The following is a 21,148-nucleotide window of genomic DNA, read 5'->3' as shown; positions in this document are numbered from 1 at the left end:
GCACCGCCTGGCCGGCCGCCCGGCACGGACCCCCAGCGGCCGCCGCGGATCAGCCGCGGCTGCGCGGCGCGCATCGGCCGGGGGCGTGCCGCGCTGCTTCAGCTCAGGAGCCGGACCCCGCCTCGCCAGCGGCCTTGCGCGGGCGGCGCGGCCGGCTGGCCGCCTTGCGGGCCGGCCGCGGTGCCGCAGCATCCGCCCCGGCGGCCGCCTCGCCGGCCGGCTCCGAAGATAGGGCCGGGGCCGGCACCGGCACCGCAATGGGTGCTTCTGCGGCCGCCTTTGCTGCCGGTGCCTCGGCGGCGGGCCGGGTCTTCTTCGCCGCGGCCTTGCGCCCGCCTCGACGCTTGCTGGCCGGCGACTCCGGCGGGTCTGCCGGTGCCTCCGAGGGAAGCGGCTGGGCCGTCAGCATGTGCTCGGCCAGCGCCTCCGCGTCATCCAGCTGCTGCCGCACGTCAGCGGCGGCTTCCGGCACGGCACGAGGCGGTTCGTCATGCGGCTCCGCCTGAGGCGCCGGACGCGGCCCGCGGCGGCCTTCCGACGACCGGCCACGATCCTCCTGCGCCGTGGTGGCTGAACCACCGCGACGGTTCTCCGGCGCCTGGCGACCGCCGCGGCGCTGGCGGCCCCTGGCGTCGGCCTCGCCGGGCACCGGCGCTTCGTCGGGCGCCCCTGGCTGGGACGGCGCCGCCTCGGCCTCCACAGGACGAGGCGTTGACGGGACCACCGGACGCAGCGCCGCGGGCGCCTCGGCCGCGGCGTCGCTGCGCGCCGACAGGGCGGTGCCCCGATAGACGTAGGCATTGGACTTCTCGTCGCGCCCGACTTCGAACAGGCCGCGGGACTGGGCTTCTTCGAGCAAGGCGCCGAAGGTGCGGAAGCCGAAGTACGACTCGCTGAAGTCAGGCTTGCGGCGCTTGATCGCGTCCTTCAGCACCGACGCCCAGAGCTTGCCCCCATCACCGCGCTCGGACACCAGGGCCTCGAAGGTTTCCACCGCGATGTCGATGGCCTTGCTGCGGCGGGCCTCGGCCTCCTCGCGGCGGCGGCGGTCTTCCTCGGGCGTGCGCCGGCTGCCGGCCTCGGCATCCTGCGGGCTGCGCTTGGCCGCCGCACGCTGGCCTTCACGCACGAGGTCGTCATAGAAGATGAACTCGTCGCAGTTGGCGATCAACAGGTCGGACGTCGATTTCTTGACACCCACGCCGATGACCTGTTTCGCGTTCTCCCTCAGCTTGGACACCAGCGGCGAGAAGTCGGAATCACCACTGATGATGACGAAGGTGTTCACATGGGACTTGGTGTAGCAGAGGTCGAGCGCATCCACCACCAGGCGGATGTCCGCCGAGTTCTTGCCCGACTGCCGCACGTGCGGGATCTCGATGAGCTCGAAGTTCGCCTCGTGCATGGCGGCCTTGAAGCCCTTGTAGCGGTCCCAGTCGCAATATGCCTTCTTGACGACGATGCTGCCCTTGAGCAGCAGGCGCTCGAGCACGCGCTTGATGTCGAACTTCTCGTAGTTAGCGTCGCGCACGCCGAGCGCGACGTTCTCGAAGTCGCAGAACAGCGCCATGCTGGTGTTTTCTTGGTTGGAAGCCATAGGGTCGCGTGAGTCAGAAGCTGCCATGCTAACGGCGTTCGGCGTCCGGGCCGAGGCTGATGCCCCTCCCCGCTGCGCGCCGCCCGGCGCGGTTGACAGCGACAGCGCCCGGCTGGCGCCGTGCCGGCCGAGCGGCACCGGCACCAGGTGCACCCTCCTTTCCTGCCAAGCGGCCCTGTCAGAATGCAGCCGGCGCACCTGCGCACCGACATCCATGCACCTGGGGGAGAAGGAACAATGAAGACTGCCGTGACCGCACTGGTCCTGGCCTGCGGCGGCATCAACGCCGCGCTTGCCGCGCCGGCCGAGGCAAAGGCCCTGCCCAAGGAGGTGGTCGAGCAAGTCGCCAGCGATCTCTTCACGCTGGACTACTGGTGGGTCACGCCATCGGTGCTTGAAAAACGGTGCGAGGCGCAGTTCCCCGACCAACTGTTGAACGTGAGAACCGGCTTCACCCATTGGGCCACACAGCAGTTCGACATGATGGGCCGCGTCGAGGCGTCACGCACCCATTTCGTGGGTGCGCTCGCCGCCACCCGGAAGCAGACGCCAGCCCAGTACGAGGCGAACGCAAAGAAGACCCTCGACGAACGCGTGGTGCGCGGCCTGTTCAAGAAGTTCACCACGGCCGAGACGCAGGACTTCTGCACCCACCTGGACCGCGCCCTGCCCGCGCTGCTGCCCGACGCCTTCACGCGGGAGGAACTGGTGCCGGCACTCGAGCGGCTGGAGGCACTGCGCCGGCGGCTGCAGAAGTGAAGACAACCTCGCGGCCGGCGTCGCCGCTGGCGCCTCGAGCTGCCTCGTGAGTAGGATGCACGGCACGTCCCTCCGGGGCCCGACATGCCGCCCTCATCCGCTGGAGCACCCCATGCACGACACCACGCGGTTGCCGCGCGTCACCCAGACCGCGGCACGCCGAGCCGCATCTGCCATCCTCCTGGCGGTGGCCTTGTGTGGTCGGCCCGCAGTCACCAGTGCCAACGACAGCCCGCAGCCGCCCACCCACCGGCCGCCACACGCAAGGAAAGCACCCGCCATGCCGAAGCCCGACCTCTGGAGCTTGATCGAGGCCATGCCCGGCCACCTGCCGTTCTCGCGCCAGTCCATCGAATCGGCCTTGGACGTGCGCCTGAAGGTCGACTCCGAGAACGAATACTTCGTGTTCCTGGTCGGTGGGCCCGTCGCCCTGAACGGTGGTGTGGTCATCGACCTGATCGACCTGCGGGTTCGCAAGGAGCAACCGCATCCCGGCTTCCTGGTGCTGAGACTGGCGGGTGACTGCCTTCCGCGCTCGCAGGTGCTGGAGCGCTACCCCGGCATGTCGATCGGCGACACGCCTCGTGGACGCTCGCTGGACGAAGAGACCAGCTTCCGGCACGACACCCCCTGGGGCCGGCTGGCCTTCGGTTTCGCAGAGCGGCGGCCGGAGTGCCTGCGCTCGCTGGTGTTCGACCCACAGCCGCGCTGACGGTGCGTACTCGGCCTGCGTCGCGATGCCGGCGGCCCGGACGCTCAAGCCTTCTTCGCTGCGCCGGCCTGCCGGGCCGGCGGGGCAGCTAGCGCGTCGCCCGCGGCATGCCGGGCGAACGCAGCCCCTGCCGTCCGGGCCGTCATGCCGTGATCACGAGCACGTCGCTGCAGTTCGACGAAGCGGTCAAACACGTCCCATAGCGGCGCATAGCGGGCTGTGTCGCCCGCGTCCAGCTGCTGCAGCGCGCAAGCGGTGGCTTCCAGCGTGGAGCGCTGGTCGTCGCGCTCGGCCTTGCGAATGCCGTAGCGCGACGCTGGCGGCTCGATGAGTTCGAGGCGAGGCAAGCGCAGCAGCCAGGGATTGAGCCGGAGCAGCTGGCGGCTCTTGCGCCAGGTGGCATCGAGCACGATCAGGCGCTGCGGCAGCGCACCGACCGGCGCTGGCGTTGCTGCGCCCTCTGCGTCCGGCTGTGTCGGTGGATAGAGCAGCCAGGCACCGGCCATCGGGCCGCAGGCCGCTTCCAGTTCCTGCAGATCGAAACTGTCCCCCACCAGCAAGCGGCTGCGCCGCAGGCACAGGTGCAGCAGGCGACCACTGCCCTTGGCGTGGTGCTGCTCGAGCGGATGCTGGAGGATGAGGACATCGACCCGGTTGTCGACCTCCACGACGCAGTGGCAGATGCAGGCCGAGGCGGGTCGCAGGCAGTGCGGGCAATACGGCCGTGAAGAAGCAGGCAAGGTGTTCATGGTCTGCCGCCGAGCATAGCGGGCCACCGTCCAGGCCATGCCGCCCGCGGCGCGTCCCGCGGCGGCGGCCCGGCACCCGGGAGGCTGCCTTGCCAGCCCATGCGCGAAGGAGCATCCTGCCAGACGCACTCCCTGTCGCCCTGCGGAGGATCGTCGATGGACTCACTGCTGCGCCTCGCCGTCGTGCTCGGCATCTCCTTGCCCGTGTTCGCCGTGCAGGCGGCTGAACATGTCGAGCATGAAGTACCGGTCGCTCAGGCCGGCGGGAGCGGACCTGGTGAGCCGACCCGGCGCAACTGGTTTGGCGACCCCTTCCTGCAGCTGTCGAAGGACATCGCCGACTGTCCCCTGCCCGCCGGACCCTTCATCACCGAGGCAGAGCGGCGGGTGCAGTCGCACAACCGGGCCGAGCGGGGCACCACCTGCTGGCTGACCGGGTCCTGCGAACGGCCGAACTTCTATCGCTACGACCGCGACATCGCCGAGGCCCTCCGCAAGAGCCTGAGCCAGGCGCATCCCTTCGCCAACACCACCGTCTGGGCCACGGTGCAAGGTCGCATCGTCTTCATCGAAGGCTGCGTGCGCGACGATCGGGTGGCGCCGCGGATCGAGGCCTTCGTCGCCGCACTGCCCCACGTCCAGCGAGCGGTTGCCATCGTCTACTCCGATCCGGCAAGTCGGCCCCCCTACAAGCTGCGTTTCCGCCCTTGAGGAGCGTGCGGGGCGGCGCACTGGGACCGCGCCCGTTCCGCCGAGGCACTCGCCACTGCTGCGAATGCAGCAGGGATGCTCGCTGGTCGGAGCTCACGCGGGTGCCGGAGCCGGCGTTGGACAGGTGATTTGTCTCCGTTTGGGACAGCTGGCCCGTGGCCCTTCCTCGAGTGTGCCTTTCGGAGCCGTTGTTTTTTTGCCGCCTCCCAGGAACGGAATCCCTGTCTGATCTGACAGGCATGCCTTCGCCGTGCTCAGGACGCCCAGGACCGCCGCCTGCGCAGTTGTTCACGAACGCCGGCGTTTGGACCGCTTCCCAGGCGATCAGACTAGGGTAACTACTTAGATCTAGGTGTAAACCCTATATAATGGGCTGGTCGCCCAGATGCTGGGCTCCGTACTGAGAGACCTTCGCCATGAGCCACGCCATCGCACAGAAGCAGTTCGGCTTGCTGTCCTTCCGCATCGCCGGGCTGAAGGCCGCTGCACAACGCTTGTTCGCACGCCAGGTGCGCCGCCAAGGGCCGCCCGACCGTGCGAGCGAAGCGGAAGACCTGCGTCGCTATGCGCAGGACTTCCTCGGCTCGGACCCGCGTTTCGCGGCCGAACTGTTCGCCGCGGCCGACCGCCACGAACGCCTGAGCTGAGCCCGGCCCCCAGCCGGAATGGCCGCCCGGCTGCCATTCCGCTTCAGGTGCCTGTGCTGCACCTGCGTGCTTTCCTGCCGGGGTGCTGGCCGCCGGGGAAACGAGCGACCATGAAAAAAGGCTGCAAGCGCCTGAGACGCTTGCAGCCTGTCTGTGGCTGCCCTGGCTCACCCCCCGGGTGGGTGAGCCGCACCGCGGCGCCTGCCGCGGCCTGGCTTGAGCCGGCTCCTCAGAAGCTGGCATCCAGCGTGTACACGCCCTGTGCCCCGGTGCTTCCCGAGTAGTACAGCACCTCGATGTAGTAGGTGCCGCCCGCGGAGGGTGCACGCACCGACACGCTGTCGCGCTCACCGGTCGGCAGTTCGCTGCGACCCACCCGCGTGCCACTGGCGTTGTAGACGTAGAGGTCGTAGTCCGAGCTGCTGTTGGGCGCCAGGGCCACCGACAGGGTCCGTCCGGCACCCACCGACACCTTGAAGTAGTCACGGTCGCCGCTGCTACCCATCGAGCCCTTCACCGTGCTGCCGCTTTCCGCAATGACTTGCGCCTGGCTGCGAGAGTCGTTGGGCTCGGTCTCCACCACGTCGTCGCCACCGCCGGGATCGCCACCGGCCGCCGCCACCGCGGCAGCCGCATCGACGATGCCCCTGCCGCAGCCCGAGCAGGAGCCCGGGAACGGACGTGCGGTGTCGACGAGCACCTTGGAGACCTCGTCCGAGGTCAAGGCATTGTTGGCCTGGATCACCAGCGCTGCGGCACCCGCCACATGAGGCGCTGCCATCGAGGTGCCCTGGTAGAAGCCGTAGCTGTCGGCACCCGGGCTGGTCTGTCCGGAGTTGAGCGTGGACAGGATGCCGTTGGCGGAGCCAGTGCTGGTTTCACCACCGGGCGCCGCGACCTCGACGGTCGAGCCGTAGTTGGAGTAGTAGCTGCGCGAGCCGCTGCGGTTGGTGGCCGCCACGGTGATCACGCCACTGCAGTTGGCCGGCGTGAAGCTGCCGGCATCCGAGGAGGAATTGCCAGCGGCCACCACCACCACCGTCTTGCGGCTGCGGGCCGAGTTGATCGCATCCTGGGTGGTGCGATCGCAGCTGCCGCCGCCGCCGAGCGAGAGGTTGATCACCCGCGCCGGATTGGCATTGGCAGGCACACCGCTCACGCTGCCGCCGGAGGCCCAGATGATGCCCTGCGCAATGTCGGAGGTGTAGCCACCGCACTTGCCCAGCACACGCACCGGCACCACCTTGGCGTTATAGGCGACGCCCACCACGCCGGTGCCGTTGGCTGCCGCCGCGATGGTGCCCGCCACGTGGGTGCCGTGCCAGCTGCTGGACGAACCCCGCGAAGAGCCGCATTCACCCGCCGAGAAGGCATCGCCAGGATCGCTGGCATCGCTGTCCCGCCCGTCACCGTCGTTGGCGGTTTCCACGTCGCTGATGAAGTCGTAGCCGGGCAGCAGGTTGGCGCGCAAGTCGGCATGCGGGCGGTAGCCCGTATCGATCACGGCCACCACCACGCCTGCGCCGGTGGCACTGTCCCAGGCCGTCGGCAGGTTCAGGCCGCCGGTGGGCTCGAAGTAGTGCCACTGCTCGCCATAGCGGGTGTCGGTCGGCGTGGACTGGATCTGCAGCAAGCGATCCGGTTCCGCGTACTCGACATCCGGATTGTCCGCGGCGATGCGGTTGGCCAAGTCACGTGCATCGTCGAGCGACACCCGCCTGGACAGCCGCAGCACATCGGTCTGCGCCGTCAACTGGCGCTGCGCCGTCACCGCCACGCCGAGGCGGGCCACCGCCGCAGCGCTCTGGGTGCCGCTCAAGGCGGAGGCCTGCAAGCGCCTGGACGCGCTCTTGTACTTCACGATCACTTGGTCGGTCGCTGCCGAAGCAGCCTGCAGGCTTGCAGCGCCAAACGCGGACCAGGGGGCGGCGCCGGCTTCCGCACTCTGGCCGGCGTGCGCGGACATGCAAAGGGCAAAGCCGAGCGCGGTGGCCAGGCCGAGACGTTGAACGGCACAGGTGACGGCCGATGGTTGAAAACGAGAGATCATTCAAGCAACCTCGTAGCTTCAAGGTGGTGCAACGGCGAGCCCAGGGCCCTTCGGATCACAAACGGTCAGGGCAAACGCCGGACGTCGGAGACCGATCCCGTGGTGCGCACCGGTGGCCCTCCCCCACCCTTCTCTCCTTGGGGTTCGGTATGCCGGGCGGTCTCCGCGCCCTGTCCTCTCGTCAAGCTTGGCAGTTGACATGTCGAGAGCAGGGCTGCGCAGATGCTATGCGCGAGATCAAGGGCCTTACAAGAAGCGATACCGCCTCTGACAATTGTCTATTGACCTGGTTTTTTGGAAACCTCGATGTGCCATTCTTTGGCTCCGGAGTGGGCTCGGAAGGCATCGGTGCTTTTTTCCAGCAGCAAGAACGCAGTGGATTCAAACGCTGTTCTTGTCTGTGCTTCTACATGCATTGAACGCTGTCTTGATGGCGGTTCGATCACCCAACAGAAAAGCGCAAGGCACACCGCCGACGTTGCATTTCAGGACAGTGCTGCTTCATGTTCCTGCGCGTGGCACCGGGCCGGTGCTGCCTGTGATGTGGGCGTTGACGAGGCCGATGGTGCCGCTGCCCCGCAGCAGGTCGGCCCCGGCGCGCGCGGCTGTGTTGGCAGCGTGTCGACTTGTCGTCCAATACGGGCATGGAATCTCCCCGCACCCTTGAAGACCGCGTGACTGACCTTGAGATCAAGACCAGCTTCACCGAGGACCTTGTCGACCACTTGAACCAGACGGTGGTCCGCCAACAGCAGCAGATCGACCTGCTGATGCGCGAGATCGCGCACCTGCGACAGCAGCAAGCCGATGGCAGCGGCGCCGCGCCGCGCAGCCTGCGCGAGGAGCTGCCGCCTCACTACTGAAAGCCGCTCAGGACGAACACTGCCCCAAGGCCGCGCCCCGCCAGCTGCCAGCGCCTGCCAGCACCAACGGCGAGCACGCCCCATGGCTCGCCCACTGCCGGCACGCGTGCGGCCTTGCCCTACACTGCGCACCGCTGCCCTTCGGGAACAGCGCCCGCGTGGCGTGTCGCCGCACCGGCCGCCGCTGGCGCAGGCGCGGTTGGGCTCCCTTCACCTTGCTTGCCTTCGAGGCCCTCCATGCCTTTTGCCTCACTCGGGCTGTCCTCCGCCCTGCTCCACGCCGTTGATGCGCGCGGCTATGAACAGCCCACCGCGATCCAGCAGGCCGCCATTCCGGCCATCTTGCGAGGCACCGACCTGCTGGCCCTGGCCAGCACCGGCTCCGGCAAGACGGCCGCGTTTGCCCTGCCCCTGCTGCAGCAACTGCAAGACCGCCCGCAGCAGTTGCCGCGCCCCACACATGCGCTGGTATTGGTGCCGACCCGAGACCTGGCGATCCAGGTGGGCGACTCGATGCGCGAGCTGGCCCGCCAGCTCGAGCGGCCGGTGAAGTTGGCCGCCGTGTATGGTGGCGTCTCCATCAACCCGCAGATGATGGCCTTGCGCGGCGGTGCCGATGTGGTGGTCGCGACCCCGGGCCGCCTGCTGGACCTGGTGCAGCACAACGCGCTGAAGCTGGCCGACCTGAAGGTGCTGGTGCTGGACGAAGCGGACCGGTTGCTGGAAGCCGGCTTCGCCGACGAGTTGCAGCGCGTCCTCGCATTGCTGCCGGCGCGCCGGCAGACCTTGCTGTTCTCCGCCACCTATCCGGCGACCGTACAGGGGTTGGCCCAGGCCGTGCTGAACGAGCCCTTGCGGCTGGAGATGCCCGGCGGCACGCAAACGCCCGCCGCCATCGAGCAGCGGGCAGTGCAGGTGGACGCCGCGCGCCGCACCCCCTTGCTGCGCCACCTGCTCGAGCAGCAAGGCTGGAGCCGGGTGCTGGTCTTCGTGGCCAGCAAGTACGCCACCGAGCATGTCGCGCAGAAGCTGCGCGCTGGCGGCATCGCAGCCGCGGCCTTCCATGGCGACCTCAGCCAGGGTGCCCGCAGCCACGTGCTGGCCGACTTCAAGGCAGGACGGCTGGCGGTGGTGGTGGCCACCGATGTGGCGGCCCGTGGCCTGGACATCGCCGGTCTCCCGGTGGTCGTCAACTATGACCTGCCGCGCTCGCCTCAAGACCATGTGCATCGCATCGGCCGTACCGGCCGCGCTGGCCAAGCGGGCCTTGCCGTCAGCTTCGTCAGCGCGACCACCGAGGCGCATTTCCGATTGATCGAGAAACGCCAAGGCCAGCGTGTGCCTCGTGAGGTGGTGGCCGGCTTTGAGCCGACCGAGGCCGCCGCCCCGCCGGCCGGCAACGGGGGCATCAAAGGCAAGCGCAAGAGCAAGAAGGACAAGCTGCGCGAGGCCGCTGCGCGGGACGGTTCGCACTGACCGGCCGGAGGCCGGGGCAGCCGCTTCGCCTGCGGGCCCAGGCGTCTGTGAGCACCACTGCCGCCTCATGCGCGAGGCGCTGGCGGGGAACTGCCCGGCAGTGCCGGAGGCGGGCGGGCGGCGGCGGGCAGGACAGCCACTCCGCAAGCACCGGCCGAAGCGCCGGAGCAGGCCGAACGGCGGCGCGAGGGACGGCGGCTGGGGCCGCCTGTCTTGCCTCAGGCTTCGAACGCTTCCGGCCCCTTCTGTGCCCGGGCGATCAGCCCTGACAGCGGATGGAAGTGCCGGTAGACCCAGCGCCTGCAGTTCTTGCAAGGCGCGTTGTACACCAGCTGCTGGTCGGCGGTGTAGTTGAACGGGATCACCACCCAGTTCCTCACCGTCTGCGCCTCGTGCTCCTTCAGCAGGTAGTACATCTTCGGCTCGGCGCAGTTCATCGCGCCGCGGCCGTGGGCGTCATAGCCGTGCCGCGTGATCTGCTCGTTGCTGAAGCCGCCACCTTCCTCGGAGCCAAGGAACTGCGTGAGCTTGTGCGTGATGAGCTGCGAAGCGCTCTGCTTGCTGGCGCCGCCGCCCATCACGATGCCGGTCAGCTCGCCGTACCCGGGCGCGCCCGAGAAAAGCTCGAAGTGCGCGCTGCTGTCCACCACGCTGATGGCGACGGCACACACCTTGTCCTTGTTCTTGCCGGACTGGTCGGCATTGAACTTCGCCAGCGCCAGGCCACGGGCCTGTTCCAGCAATGACCCCGCCTGGCGGGAAATGGCCATGGGATTCGACACACTGTCCTCCTGCTCATGATTCGCCGACAGGGGCGCGGTGCCCCGGGTCGCCGGACGGCACCGGCGTGACACCCGCTGCACCACAGCCACCTCACCCGCGGCGATGTTCGGCGTTATAGCGTATCGCGCAGAAGCGCCCTGCCGCGGCTGGCGGGCTGCAGCCCGGCCCGCATCGAGCCTGCGGAGCGGGCGCGACTGACGCCTTGCCTGCGGCAACGCTCAAGCGTCGCCAGCCGGCGGCATGACGAGCGCCGACCACGGCAAGCGCCCCCAGGGATGGGTCCCGTCTTGCGCCCAGGCGTGTGCCTGGGCCTCATCGAAAGCCACGCCCAGGCTGTCGGCCCGCGCGCCGGCCACCCACTGCCGCCGGCCGCGTGCCCAGGCCGTGCCATAGTCCTGCCAGCTGTCGAAGCAGTCGTGCGCGCGTCGCGCGTTCTGGCTGGACACCTGCCGCCACAGCGCTTCATCGATCCAGCCCAGCCAGGCTGCGGCCTGTACGGCAAAGGCCACGCGGGCACAGGCAAACGCCAGGGCGTCCCGCGGCTCGTCCTCCGGGCGCAGCGCGTCGAGATCGAGGCGAAACCAGCCGGCGCGCAGTTGCTCCGCCACCGCCGCGCGGACTTGCGCCGGGCTCATCTCCATGCGCAGCTTGAACAGGTGCAGCAAGGCCGGGCGCAACTGCCGCTCGAGGGTCTGCACATCCGCAGGCGGGCTGGGCGGCAGGCCCACCGTTGGCAGGCGATGCAGCACCACCGGATGGGCCAGCGACAGCACCGCCTCTTGCTGCAGCTGCGCCGGCGTGGACGGCTCGTGGCCTGCGGGCTGCAACAGCGCCCCCCGCCTCACCGCAGCCAGCGCACGCCGCAGCCGGCGCCCCAGCCACCACGCCACCACCATCGCCAGGAGCCAGCTCATCGGCCCTGCTCCAGTGCTTGGGCAACGCCAGGCGCCAGCGCCAGGCCCTTCAGCAGCTCGGGCTGCCGCGCGGCCACCAGCCATTGCACCAGCGCGCTGGGCTGTGGCAGCGCCTGCACAAGGGCCGGATAGCGCTTCACCAGCTGCAGTTGCTCGCCCGCATCGTGCGCCTGTGACACCGGGCACCAACCGCGTTGCAGGCGGACCACTCCCATGCCGGCGGCATCCGGCGGCGTGTCAGCGGTGGTGTCGAGCGAATTCAGGAAGCCGATCACCTCCTCCTGATAGCGGCTCACCGGCGGGCGGTTCTGCTTGCCCTTGATCTGGTCGATCGCCAGGCGGCCGTCCTGCGCGCCAACCCAGGCGCTGATGGTGATGTGCGGCTGCTGCTGCAAGCTGCGGTAGCTGAAGAGGCGCAGGCGCCCTGACTCGCACGCCGCGGCATAGTGCTCGCCATAGCCGCCCTGGAGCGCCTTCCGGTTGGCGAACTGCCCGAGGCAGTGACGCATGAGCTGGCTTTCATAGGCCATCTCCGCACGCAGGCCGGGGCTGTGCGGCAGCAGCTCGACGAAAACGCCATGGCGGCCTTGCCAGACCTGCCGCACCGCCTCCGGTTGATGACGGCGCCAGCCGGCATCCGCCTGGGCCTCGATGGCGGCATGCTCCGCCGCCCATAGCGCAATCGCCTGCGGTCCGTTGACGCGCATCAGCTTGCCTTCGAGCGGCGTGCCCTGCCGCGAGCCAAGGAACTCCACCAGGCGCAACTCCAGTGCCAGCAGCTCAGCGCCTTCTGGGTCCACCCACCACAGCGCGGGCGATGCTGCCGCCTTGCGTGTCTCGATCGCCTTGCTCACCCAGGGCGGCAGTGCTGCTGGCGCAAGGAGCTGGCGCGCCTGTGCCAGGGTGCTCACCGGTTGGACCGCGGGCGGCGGTGCCTGCAGGTTGCCCACCACATGGCGAAAGAAATGGTTCAGCAGCCATTCGCGCACCGGCTCGGCATCGCATCTGGCACGGCTGCGTCTGTCGATGGCGGCCTTGAGGGCCGGCGCATTGAGCACGTCGCGGGGTGCATAGCCACCGCGGGGCAGTGCGGTGGCCATCTCAGCCCCAGAACCGCCACCAGGGGCGGCCCGCACGCATCGCCTGCTTGCAGACCTCGATGGACGCCAGGGTGGCCTGCCGCTGCGCGTCAGCATCCTCCTGCGGCGGCACGCAGAGCGTCAAGGTGTCCTCGTACTGTGCCAGCGCCCGCTGATGCAGGCCGGCACGCTCGAAAGCCACGCCCGCGTTGCGCATGGCCACCAGCAACCGCGCTGAACGAAGCCGCGGCAACAAGGGCTCCAGGCGCGCGAGGGTGTCCTCCGGCTGGCTGTAGGCCATGTTGGCAAGGAGGATGACGACCGTCTCCAGGTACACGTCGTGCAGCTCGGCCTGCTCCTCCTCGTCCTGGCCGCTCCACCATTCCTCGATGCGCTGCAGCCAGATGGCGATCTCGTTGTCACGGTCCAGCTTGTACAGCGTGTTCGCGACATCCGGCACATAGCGGGTCGGCGTGTGGCGCCCATAGCCATAGGTGGCCGCGTAGTGCCACAGCTGGTCGGCAGTGTCCACGAAGGCCGGCTTGTCGCCAGCCTGCCAGTGGCAAGCGACCAAGCCGTCGTAGTGCTCGGCGAAGGGGCTCGCAGCGATGCCCTTGTGGTGCAGCGCCACCGCACTGGCCGGATCGTCCTCGTCATAGCGGCAGTAGATGGCCAGGTTGTTGCACAGCATCGAGTAGGTGTGGGCGTTGCCGTCGAGGTAATAGCCCTGGCCACTCTCGAAGAAGGCCTCGAAGCGGGCCAGCCCCTGCCGGTAGTAGCGCGCCTGCAGCGCACCGACCGCGTCTTCCGGCCATTCGGCGCCGTCGGGCAGCGACTCGTGCAGGTCCTCGAGGCGCACCGCCACGCTGTAGCACCAGCCACCGCACGGCACCTCGATGAAGGGCAGGGTCAACGCCACCGGCGCGCCGTGCACCTGCATGCGGCACAGCCAGAGCTTGCCGACCACATCGCTGTCGGCGAACTCGGGGTCCTTCGGCACGGCGGACTCCAGCAGGGGCAGGGCCGCTGCCGGGCCGTGGCCGGTCGCAAGGAGGTGCAGGCCCTGCAGCAACTCGATGGCCGGATGCGCGGCATCCCAGCGGGCTGCCAGCGCCAGGTGGCGCTCGAAGTACACCGAGGGCGCTTCGTCGCCGCACACCCACTGCGTCGATTCGCGAACGGCGGCACTGGCCAGCGCAAGCGCCCAATGCACGTCGGCTCCTTCGTCCGTGGCGCTTGCCGCGGCCACCTGCTCCACCACGAAGGGGTGCATCCGCCGGCTGGAGCCGCGCTCATGGAACATGCACTCGAAGGCCAGGCGGGCCGCTGCCTGCCTGTGCCCCGCCTGCAGCAACCACTGGAACACCTGGGCGTTGAAGTCGTCGTCTTCGTCTTCCGACAGGTCGTGGCGCCCCTGCGCAGCCACCGCGAGGCCCTCCTCCAGCCGGCCCTGGGCGCACAAGGCCCGTGCCTGCAGGCGAGCCAGGCGCACCTGGACGCTGCGCCGGCGCGGCTGGGCCAGCCCAGGTGGCAAGGCGGCCTGCACCTGCTGAACGATGGTGTCGACGCAGTCGGGCGCCAGCCTGACCAGGGAGTCGCCCAGCCTCAGCCAGTCGTCGGCATCCACGTCCTGGTCGGGCCCGGCTTCAGCGAGCGAGCGAATGGCCTCCTGCGCAGCCGCATGCGCCCGCTCCGGCTGGGCATCGGCCGCGTAGGACAGGCCCACGCGCACCGACAGCAGCGCGTCGTCCCAGGCCCGATAGCGGCTGCGCTGCGGCAGGGCCACCTGCAGGGCATGCCGAGCCTCGGCACAGCGCCGCGCACAGCGATGGTCGCCCGCCTCCGCAGCCAGCCCGGCGAGATGGGCCCACGCCTGGTCCGGCACCTGCCCCGGCGCGAGCGCCTGCAGCACCTGCTCCGCAGCGCCAACGGCACGGTGCAGGGCCTCGGCGTCGGGCCCGGCCTGCAGGGCCTCGACATGCCAGAACGCAAGGCTGATCCTTGCCTCGTGCTGTTCATTGCGCGGCAGCTGCGCCAGCACGTCGGCGCCGTCCTGCACCAGCACGCGCTGCGCCTCCTGCCATTCACCAGCCCGCAGCCACAGCCGGAACAGGCGGGCGACGGCGCTCATGCTGTCAGCCCGGCAGGGCTGCCGGCGCAGTGCCGCAGCGAGCGCCGGGCGGCTCAGGTCATCGGCCACGCCGGCCTGGGATTGGAGGTCGATGGCTTCTTCGGTCTCGTCGAGAAAGGTGTCGAGCGGGATGCCGCTCAGGACGGTGGCGCTTGCAACGGTCATGGGGGTGCTGGGTCGGGAATGGGCGATCAGGCAGGCTGGCGAAAAGCGGTCGTGGCGTCGGGGCGGGCCCGCCCACCGGCCACCGTGCGCACTGCGCCGGTGAGGGTGGGCGGGCGGTCGCCTGCTCCTGCCGAAGCAGGTCCTCGCAAGGCGATGCGGCACTGGTTTGAATGTCGGGCCCTCTGCCCGGTCGGCTCTGCTCTGTCTTTTGTGTTGGCAACGGGCGCCCGTCGACATGACGGGCGGGGGTCTGGCCGGCGGGCCACGCGGCGGCGCTGCAGGCGCTGACAACGCGAGACGGCCGGCGCCGCGGGTGGCTCATGCTGGCATGTGCCGCCCACCGGCGGTATATCGCAAGCAGGCAAGGGCGTCCTCCCCCCAAGTGGAGGGAGGACCTTCAAGCGCGGGACATCCCGCTGGCCCTGTGCCAGCACAGCCGCGGCTTGGCGGCAGCCAAGCCGGGCGTCGAGGACGGGCCGGCCCCCCCTCAAGGGGGAGGCGCACCAGCGTGTCACGGCCCTTCAGAGCTGAACCAACAGCTACAGTGGTTGCCGATCCATCGACCCAGGAGAAGCCGATGTCAGCTGATGCCATGGCAGGAGGTTGCCAATGCGGCGCCGTGCGCTACCGCATCGTGGGCGCGCCTGCACTGACCGCGCTGTGCCACTGCACCATGTGCCGCCGGGCCCATGCCGCGCCGGTCGTTGCCTGGGCCCTGTATGAGGCCGCCCAGGTGGCCTTCGAGGGCGAGCCGCCACGGAGTTTCGAGTCGTCGCCGGGATGCCGGCGCAGCTTCTGCGCGCGTTGCGGCACGCCCCTGGCCTTCACGGCCACCTACCTGCCGGGCCTGGTGGACATTGCCATCGGCAGCCTGGACCAGCCCGCAGCGGTGGCACCGGCCTTCCACTACTGGGACTCCGAGCGCCTGCCGTGGCTGCAACCCGGCGACGAGCTGCCACGCCATCCGGCGTTTCCGCCCATGGACGACACGGCGGCAGGCTCCTGAGGCGATGCGCCGCCGCCGCGGTCACGTCGTGAATGCGGGACTGGACAGCCCTGCCCGGCTCCGGCCGGCTTAGGGGAAATTGCTGTGCAGGGTCGACAGCGCGTGCGCCATGCGCTCGGGGTCGCCGCTCCTGCGCTCGCGCTCGAAGTCCATCGCCGGGCCGGCCGACATCGACGCCACCGCATTGACCACCGCGCCGGCCCCGGTCATCGCGGCATTGCGCAGATCGCCATTGCGGGCATGTGCAATCGCGTCGGCACCGAAGCTCATGGCTTCGTTCATGTGCGCCTGGGTGAAGCTGGTGCTGCCTGCTTGCACCCCGGAGAGGTTGGACGACACCGACCGTGCCGACTCCGCGGTGATACCGATCTGGCGCTCGCGCAGCGGCGCATTCACAAGCGCCACCGCCTGGTGGTAGTAGCCCTCGGAGAAGGGCTGTTGTGCACCCCACGCTGCCTGCTGGGCAATGCCGGCCCGCGGAGCGACTGAATTGCTGGCACTGCGATCCACCGGCGCCTGGCTGGATGAGCGCGAGGACAGCGGCACGCTGCTGGACGGAGCGCTGCTGGCGGCAGGCCGCGCCTCGGTGCCTGCAGCACCGGATGGCGGAGTGGCGGGCTGCCGGGCAGGGCCCTGGACGGAAGGGAACGACGGCATGGGGAGCATCTCCTTGAAAGCAAGGCTGCCGCGAGCCGCAGCGGCGACGGTCAGCGGGATCGAGCCTATCGATGCCGCCCCGCGCGCGGACGAGGTCGGCCGAAGGCAATCCGCAGCGTGCGAAGCGGCGCCGCCCTGCGGCTCTGCGGCTCTGCGGCTCAGATACGCTGGTGCGCTGGTGCACTCGTACCCACCCGCGGCATCGCGGGGTGCCCGGCCCGCAATTATTCAAGGAACTTGATTTATTGCCGTGGCTTGCTTCAGAATCGCGCGGCACGGCGCCCTGCCGCCCCCAGCCGACGACATGCCACACCTCCACCCGCTTGCAGCCAGCCCGCACCCCGCCCGGCCCCTATGCCATGCCACCCAGCCAGCCCGGTTCCGGCCGCGCGGCATGCAGCGGGCCGCGGCCGCGCGGCCAGACGGGAGAGCTGCATGCTGAAGGGCATCGATCCTCTGCTGACGCCACAGCTGCTGTACCTGCTGGCCGAGATGGGCCATGGCGACGAGATCGTGGTGGCCGACGCGAACTTCACCGCCGCGACACTCGCCGGCACCCGGCCGGTGGTGCACCTGCCCGGCGCCGGCGTATTGCGTGCCAGTGAAGCGGTGCTGTCCCTGCTGCCGCTGGATGCGGCGGTGTCCCAGCCGGTGGCCTTCATGCAGGTCTGCCACACCCCGCCGGGCTACCGCAGCGCGCTGCAGCGCGAAGTCACGGCCTGCCTGCTGGAGCGCGGCTGGATCGACGATGCCGCTCGCTGCGAAGCCACCGAGCGCTTTGCGTTCTATGAACGCGTCAAGCGGGCGCACGCCATCGTGCTGACGGGCGAACCGCAGCCATATGGCAACTTCCTGTTCAAGAAGGGCGTGATCGCGGAGGCACTCCGTCCCTGAGACGGGGGGCCGCTATCCGAAGAGCCGGCGGCCCGGGACACTGGCCTTGTACCAGGGCAGCAGGGCCGCTCCAATGGCGGGCGCTTCCGGCCCCACCGTGCCGGCCGACACCTCGGGGCATCTCGCACCCTGCCAGCTGTAGCCGTTCAAGCCCTGCACGATCGCCTGCACCAAGGCATCGAGCAAGGACCGGCCCATTGCGCCGTCCACCAAGACCGTGTCCAGCTCCAGCATGCAGCTGGCACCGTGCACGGCAAGCGCGATGGCGGGGCCGGCCGCGGCGAGCCATTGCAAGGTGTGGCGCCGCCAGGGGGCCGACAGGGCGCGGTCGTCGGCCCAGGCATCGGCCGGCAGGCCGGCCTGGAGGTAGCGGGCTTCGAGATTCTGCAAGGAAGCCACGCCCAGCAATTGCCGCGGCACCGCACGTCCGCGGCGGCCCAGGCCCAGTGACACCGAGCCCAGGGCGGCGGCATTGCCGCCCGCGCCAGGGTACAGGTGGCCGTCGATGACCAGCCCCCCGCCGATGAAGACGTCAACGAAGATGTGAAGAAAGGTGGGCCTGTGCCGGCCGCAGCCGATCACCCACTCCGCCATGCAGGCGGCGGTGGTGTCTTTCACCGCATCGACATCCAGGCCGCGGCAGGCCTCCAGCGCCGCGACCCGCTGCGCCATGTCGACCGCCTCCCATGCCTTCGCGATGCCGGGCGCGAGGCCCAGCAACTCCCCCCAGCCGCCGACCGACAAGGGCGCAGCAATGCCGACACCACGCAGCCGCCCACGCCATGCCGGCTTGAGCTCCCGCCGCAAGGCCGCCACCGCGGAGTCGATGGCGGCGAACAGGCCTTGCGGCTCGGGAAACGGGTAGTCCAGTGCGCGGGCAGCGCGGGTGGCGCCGGTGAAGTCCATCAGCAAGGCCCGCATGCGCCGGCGCCCGACGGCCAGGCCGATGAAGAAGGCCCCGTCCGGGTTCAGTGCCACCGGGATGGAAGGGGGCCCGACCTTGCCGCGCACCGGCGGCAGTCGCAGCAACAGGTGCTCGGCTTCGAGCCGGCCGATGATCAAGGCCATGGCCTGCACCGACAGGCCGGTCTGCGCCGCCAGCACCGACTGCGGCATCGGGCCATGCAGCCGGATGGCCTCGATCACCGTCGAGTCGTTGAACTGCCGCATGCCGGCCTGGTTGGAGCCCCTGCGCGCAGGCGGGCGGGCATCGCTGTCACTCGGCTTCTGCCGCACCTGAGCACCCTCGACATGCCTTGGAAAAATGTCGGCGCAGTGTAGCAAGCAGCCCCGCCTCCCCCGCCCTGACCCGGTGCAAGCCGTGCCCGCCGCTTGCTGCTGCGTGGAGCGGCGGCGCACATCGGCCAGGGCTCCTACAATGCCCGCCATCTTCCGCACGCGGCCCGATGGCTCATGAAGCACACCTTGTGGCGCCCTCCCACGGACCTGCAGCCCTGGGTCTCCCAGGCGACCGCCGTGAGCTTCGAGGCGGGGAGCGGGCCGCACGGCAACCACTTCCCGGCCCTGGCCGGCAGCATGCTGACGGTGGTCCTGGAAGGCCGGCTGCACCTGCACACCACGCGCGACCCGGTGCCACGGCCCCTGCCCAGCGCCGTCGTGACGGGCCCCAGCACCGCGCCGATGGAATCCACCTTCACCGGACGGCTGCGCTGCGTGAGCGTGCTGCTCTACCCCGCGGCCACCGCCGCGCTGCTGTGCGACGGCGCGGCCAGCGTGACCGACCGGGCGGTGGCGGCGGCCGAGGTGTTCGGTGCGAGCTGGGTGGCCTGTGAGGACGCCATGCGAAGCGCGAGCGATGACCGGCACAGCCTGCTCTGGCTGTTCGGCTTCCTGCGGCGACGGCTGTGCAGCGATGCGGCGCTCGACAGCACCCGGCAGCGCCAGCGCATGCAGCGGGCACTGTCACGCCCGGTGCCCGAGGCGGCCGGCCTGGTGGGCCTGGGCGAGCGCCAGTTCGAGCGCGTCTTCTCCCACCACTTCGGCATGACACCCAAGCTGTTCCAGCGCATGGCCCGACTGGAAGCCGCCTTGCTCGACGCGCTGGTAAACCGCACGCCGGGTGCCGAACTGGCCTTGCGCCACGGCTACTACGACCAGGCCCACCTGGCCCGCGACTGCCGCCTGCTGGCCGGCGCGCCGCTGACCCGGTTGATGGACGCCCCCGGCTCACCCGGCTCCGTGCACTGGCCCCTGGAGATCGGCGCCGGGCATGCGCGTGGCCAAGCCGTCCCGCTTGGTTGAGCAGCAGCGGGCCGCTTGGCATTGAGCGCGTGGCAGCCGCGCCCGGCAAGGCCATCGCATGCCTGATGGGGAAGGCGCCATGGCAGCGCGGCCGCCGGCACTGTCATCGCCGCGGGCCCGGCCCTTTCCCTCCGACCCATTGCCGCATGCCCTCGGCGAGCGTTGACCACCGCCACGGCCGGCGGCCCTCGTGCGGTGGCGCCGAGGCGCCACGGTCGAAGGTCTTGCCGCCTTCGCGCACCTTGCGGTGCAACTGCAGCACGCCATAGAGCAGCGCCTCCGGCGTGGGCGGGCAGCCCGGCACATAGACGTCGACCGGCAGCACGCGGTCGACGCCACGCAGCACCGAGTAGGCATAGTGGTAGTAGCCGCCGCCATTGGCACAGGAACCCATCGAGATCACATAGCGGGGCTCGGCCATGTGGTCGTACACATTGCGGATGGCGGGGGCCATCTTGTTCGTCACCGTGCCGGCCACGATCATCAGGTCGGCCTGGCGCGGGCTGGCGCGCGGCATCATGCCGAAGCGCTCGAAGTCGTAGCGCGCCATCGCGGTGTGCATCATCTCCACCGCACAACAGGCCAGGCCGAAGGTGAGGTACCACATGCTGCCGCTGCGGGCGGCATTCACCGCGTCGTCGAGGGTGGTCAGCAGGTAGCCCGATTCGGCGGTCCTGGCCGCCGCGGTGGACAAGCCCGAAGGCAGGGAGGAAGGCAAGGCGTTCATGCCGCTACCGTAGCCAGCGCCCCCCGTCCGGTCTTGGAAAAAGCCGACATGCCGCTGCCGGGGGGGCCCCCGCACCGCCCCCGCCCCAGCCGCCATCAGCCGGCCGCCGCCTGGGCGATCAGGCTGGCCAGCGCCGCCGCGTGGCTGAGCGGCAGGAAATGCCCGGCACCCTCTACCGTCACCAGCCGGGCCTCGGGCAGGCCGGCGCACCAGGCTTCGGCGCCTTCGACGGACAACACCTGGCTGCAGGCGCCCCGCACAAGCGTCACCGGCATCGACACGCGGCCCAGATGCGGCCGCAGGTCGGCGGGCTGCCACGCCGCATAGGTATGAGGATCGAGAGGAAGGCACACGCCCCCGTCGGCGGGGCGCACCAGTCCCTGCACGAACTGCTTCATCAGCGCCGGCGGCACCTCAGGGTCCACGCTGCACATGCCGTCGACGAGGCGCTGCAGCGTGGCGGGCCGGGCCACTGCCCCGGCCCGCTGCCGGAAGTAGGCCACCTGGCTGTCCGGCACCCGGGGCTCGATGTCCACCAGCACCAGCGCGCGCGGCCGGGGTGCGAGATGGGCGGCCAGGTAGCAGCAGGCCAGCGCACCATTCGAATGGCCGACCAGCACCGGCTCGTGCACTTCCAGCCGCTGCAAGGTCTGAGCCAGGTCGGCCGCGTAGTCCTCGGTGGCATAGGCCGGTGGGTCGGCCCAGGGGCTGCGACCGTGGCCGCGCAGGTCGACCGCCAGCATGTCTGCCCGCGGCAACTGCTCGCACACGCGGTTCCAGAGGGTGCGGTCGCTGGAATTGCCGTGCACCAACACGATCGTCGGCCCGCTCCCGACATGGCGCGCATAGGCGAGCGGGATGGTCGCACGGCGCGGCGCCACGGCCGCAACCGCCCCATCGCCGCGGACCTGGCGACGGTGTAGATCAGACGTCATGGCCTGCCCTTTCTTCCCGAGGTGAAGCGCT

General features: G+C 70.0%; 19 protein-coding genes and 1 pseudogene. 9 read left to right on the top strand and 11 right to left on the bottom strand.

The features are described 5' to 3' along the window. Positions 1-103: 103 nt before the first annotated feature. Positions 104-1,597 carry an NYN domain-containing protein gene (locus N7L95_RS25890; RefSeq protein ID WP_301260509.1) on the bottom strand — a complete coding sequence of 498 codons (1,494 nt, stop codon included), beginning with the start codon at positions 1,595-1,597 and terminating at the stop codon, positions 104-106. Positions 1,598-1,846: 249 nt separating this feature from the next. Here N7L95_RS25890 and N7L95_RS25885 point away from each other — a divergent pair, with 249 nt between their 5' ends. Then, entirely contained in the window at positions 1,847-2,356 is a 510-nt protein-coding gene (locus N7L95_RS25885) for a hypothetical protein (protein ID WP_301260508.1), read from the top strand. A gap of 280 nt (positions 2,357-2,636) precedes the next feature. After that, positions 2,637-3,068: a hypothetical protein gene (locus tag N7L95_RS25880; protein WP_301260507.1), complete on the top strand. Its 432-nt coding sequence runs from the start codon at positions 2,637-2,639 to the stop codon at positions 3,066-3,068. Between the two features lie 44 nt (positions 3,069-3,112). Here the strand turns inward: N7L95_RS25880 and N7L95_RS25875 are convergent, their stop codons facing one another. Next, the gene (locus N7L95_RS25875; protein WP_301260506.1) at positions 3,113-3,817 is read right to left on the bottom strand and encodes a tRNA-uridine aminocarboxypropyltransferase; all 705 of its coding nucleotides are present in this window, start codon (positions 3,815-3,817) and stop codon (positions 3,113-3,115) included. 156 nt (positions 3,818-3,973) lie between these two features. Between N7L95_RS25875 and N7L95_RS25870 the strand changes: the two genes are divergently transcribed. After that, the gene (locus N7L95_RS25870) at positions 3,974-4,528 is read left to right on the top strand and encodes a BON domain-containing protein (RefSeq protein WP_301260505.1); all 555 of its coding nucleotides are present in this window, start codon (positions 3,974-3,976) and stop codon (positions 4,526-4,528) included. Positions 4,529-4,944: 416 nt separating this feature from the next. Continuing rightward, a complete protein-coding gene (locus N7L95_RS25865) occupies positions 4,945-5,175 on the top strand; it encodes a hypothetical protein (protein WP_301260504.1) in 231 nt (76 codons plus the stop codon). 229 nt (positions 5,176-5,404) lie between these two features. Here the strand turns inward: N7L95_RS25865 and N7L95_RS25860 are convergent, their stop codons facing one another. Next, entirely contained in the window at positions 5,405-7,225 is a 1,821-nt protein-coding gene (locus N7L95_RS25860; RefSeq protein ID WP_301260503.1) for a S8 family peptidase, read from the bottom strand. A gap of 644 nt (positions 7,226-7,869) precedes the next feature. On the opposite strand from N7L95_RS25860, the gene N7L95_RS25855 reads away from it, so the two are divergent. Continuing rightward, positions 7,870-8,088 carry a SlyX family protein gene (locus tag N7L95_RS25855; RefSeq protein WP_301260502.1) on the top strand — a complete coding sequence of 73 codons (219 nt, stop codon included), beginning with the start codon at positions 7,870-7,872 and terminating at the stop codon, positions 8,086-8,088. Positions 8,089-8,325: 237 nt separating this feature from the next. Beyond that, positions 8,326-9,564 (top strand): DEAD/DEAH box helicase, encoded by a 1,239-nt coding sequence (locus N7L95_RS25850; protein ID WP_301260501.1) that lies wholly within the window; start codon positions 8,326-8,328, stop codon positions 9,562-9,564. Between the two features lie 218 nt (positions 9,565-9,782). Here the strand turns inward: N7L95_RS25850 and N7L95_RS25845 are convergent, their stop codons facing one another. The 4 genes from N7L95_RS25845 to N7L95_RS25830 form a co-directional block, all read right to left on the bottom strand. Further along, positions 9,783-10,346 (bottom strand): hypothetical protein, encoded by a 564-nt coding sequence (locus tag N7L95_RS25845; protein WP_301260500.1) that lies wholly within the window; start codon positions 10,344-10,346, stop codon positions 9,783-9,785. A gap of 219 nt (positions 10,347-10,565) precedes the next feature. Continuing rightward, complete coding sequence (locus tag N7L95_RS25840) at positions 10,566-11,261, bottom strand: DUF1266 domain-containing protein (RefSeq protein WP_301260499.1); 696 nt, start codon at positions 11,259-11,261, stop codon at positions 10,566-10,568. Continuing rightward, positions 11,258-12,361 (bottom strand): hypothetical protein, encoded by a 1,104-nt coding sequence (locus N7L95_RS25835; RefSeq protein WP_301260498.1) that lies wholly within the window; start codon positions 12,359-12,361, stop codon positions 11,258-11,260. Before N7L95_RS25835 ends, N7L95_RS25840 begins: the two co-directional genes overlap by 4 nt. Position 12,362: 1 nt before the next feature. Further along, complete coding sequence (locus tag N7L95_RS25830) at positions 12,363-14,636, bottom strand: hypothetical protein (protein WP_301260497.1); 2,274 nt, start codon at positions 14,634-14,636, stop codon at positions 12,363-12,365. Between the two features lie 577 nt (positions 14,637-15,213). On the opposite strand from N7L95_RS25830, the gene N7L95_RS25825 reads away from it, so the two are divergent. After that, entirely contained in the window at positions 15,214-15,642 is a 429-nt protein-coding gene (locus N7L95_RS25825) for a GFA family protein (RefSeq protein WP_301260496.1), read from the top strand. A gap of 69 nt (positions 15,643-15,711) precedes the next feature. On the opposite strand, the gene N7L95_RS25820 is transcribed toward N7L95_RS25825, so the two are convergent. Further along, positions 15,712-16,299, bottom strand: coding sequence for a hypothetical protein (locus N7L95_RS25820; protein WP_301260495.1), 588 nt, complete (start codon positions 16,297-16,299; stop codon positions 15,712-15,714). Positions 16,300-16,734: 435 nt separating this feature from the next. Here N7L95_RS25820 and N7L95_RS25815 point away from each other — a divergent pair, with 435 nt between their 5' ends. Beyond that, positions 16,735-17,193, top strand: coding sequence for an RbsD/FucU family protein (locus N7L95_RS25815; protein ID WP_301260493.1), 459 nt, complete (start codon positions 16,735-16,737; stop codon positions 17,191-17,193). A 12-nt stretch (positions 17,194-17,205) separates the two neighbouring features. Here N7L95_RS25815 and N7L95_RS25810 read toward each other — a convergent pair whose 3' ends face one another. After that, positions 17,206-18,363: an ROK family transcriptional regulator gene (locus tag N7L95_RS25810; RefSeq protein ID WP_301260492.1), complete on the bottom strand. Its 1,158-nt coding sequence runs from the start codon at positions 18,361-18,363 to the stop codon at positions 17,206-17,208. 243 nt (positions 18,364-18,606) lie between these two features. Between N7L95_RS25810 and N7L95_RS25805 the strand changes: the two genes are divergently transcribed. Further along, on the top strand, positions 18,607-19,455 hold the full coding sequence (locus N7L95_RS25805) for a helix-turn-helix domain-containing protein (protein WP_301260491.1): 849 nt from the start codon (positions 18,607-18,609) through the stop codon (positions 19,453-19,455). 226 nt (positions 19,456-19,681) lie between these two features. Here the strand turns inward: N7L95_RS25805 and N7L95_RS25800 are convergent. Both N7L95_RS25800 and N7L95_RS25795 read right to left on the bottom strand, forming a co-directional pair. After that, positions 19,682-20,182, bottom strand: a pseudogene (locus N7L95_RS25800) (NuoB/complex I 20 kDa subunit family protein); the annotation flags it as partial. Positions 20,183-20,277: 95 nt separating this feature from the next. Next, positions 20,278-21,117 (bottom strand): alpha/beta fold hydrolase, encoded by an 840-nt coding sequence (locus tag N7L95_RS25795; protein ID WP_301260490.1) that lies wholly within the window; start codon positions 21,115-21,117, stop codon positions 20,278-20,280. Positions 21,118-21,148: the final 31 nt, after the last annotated feature.

This window comes from Eleftheria terrae, from assembly GCF_030419005.1.
GTDB classification, from domain to species: domain Bacteria; phylum Pseudomonadota; class Gammaproteobacteria; order Burkholderiales; family Burkholderiaceae_C; genus Caldimonas; species Caldimonas terrae.
This window is presented reverse-complemented; position numbering and strand designations above follow the sequence as displayed.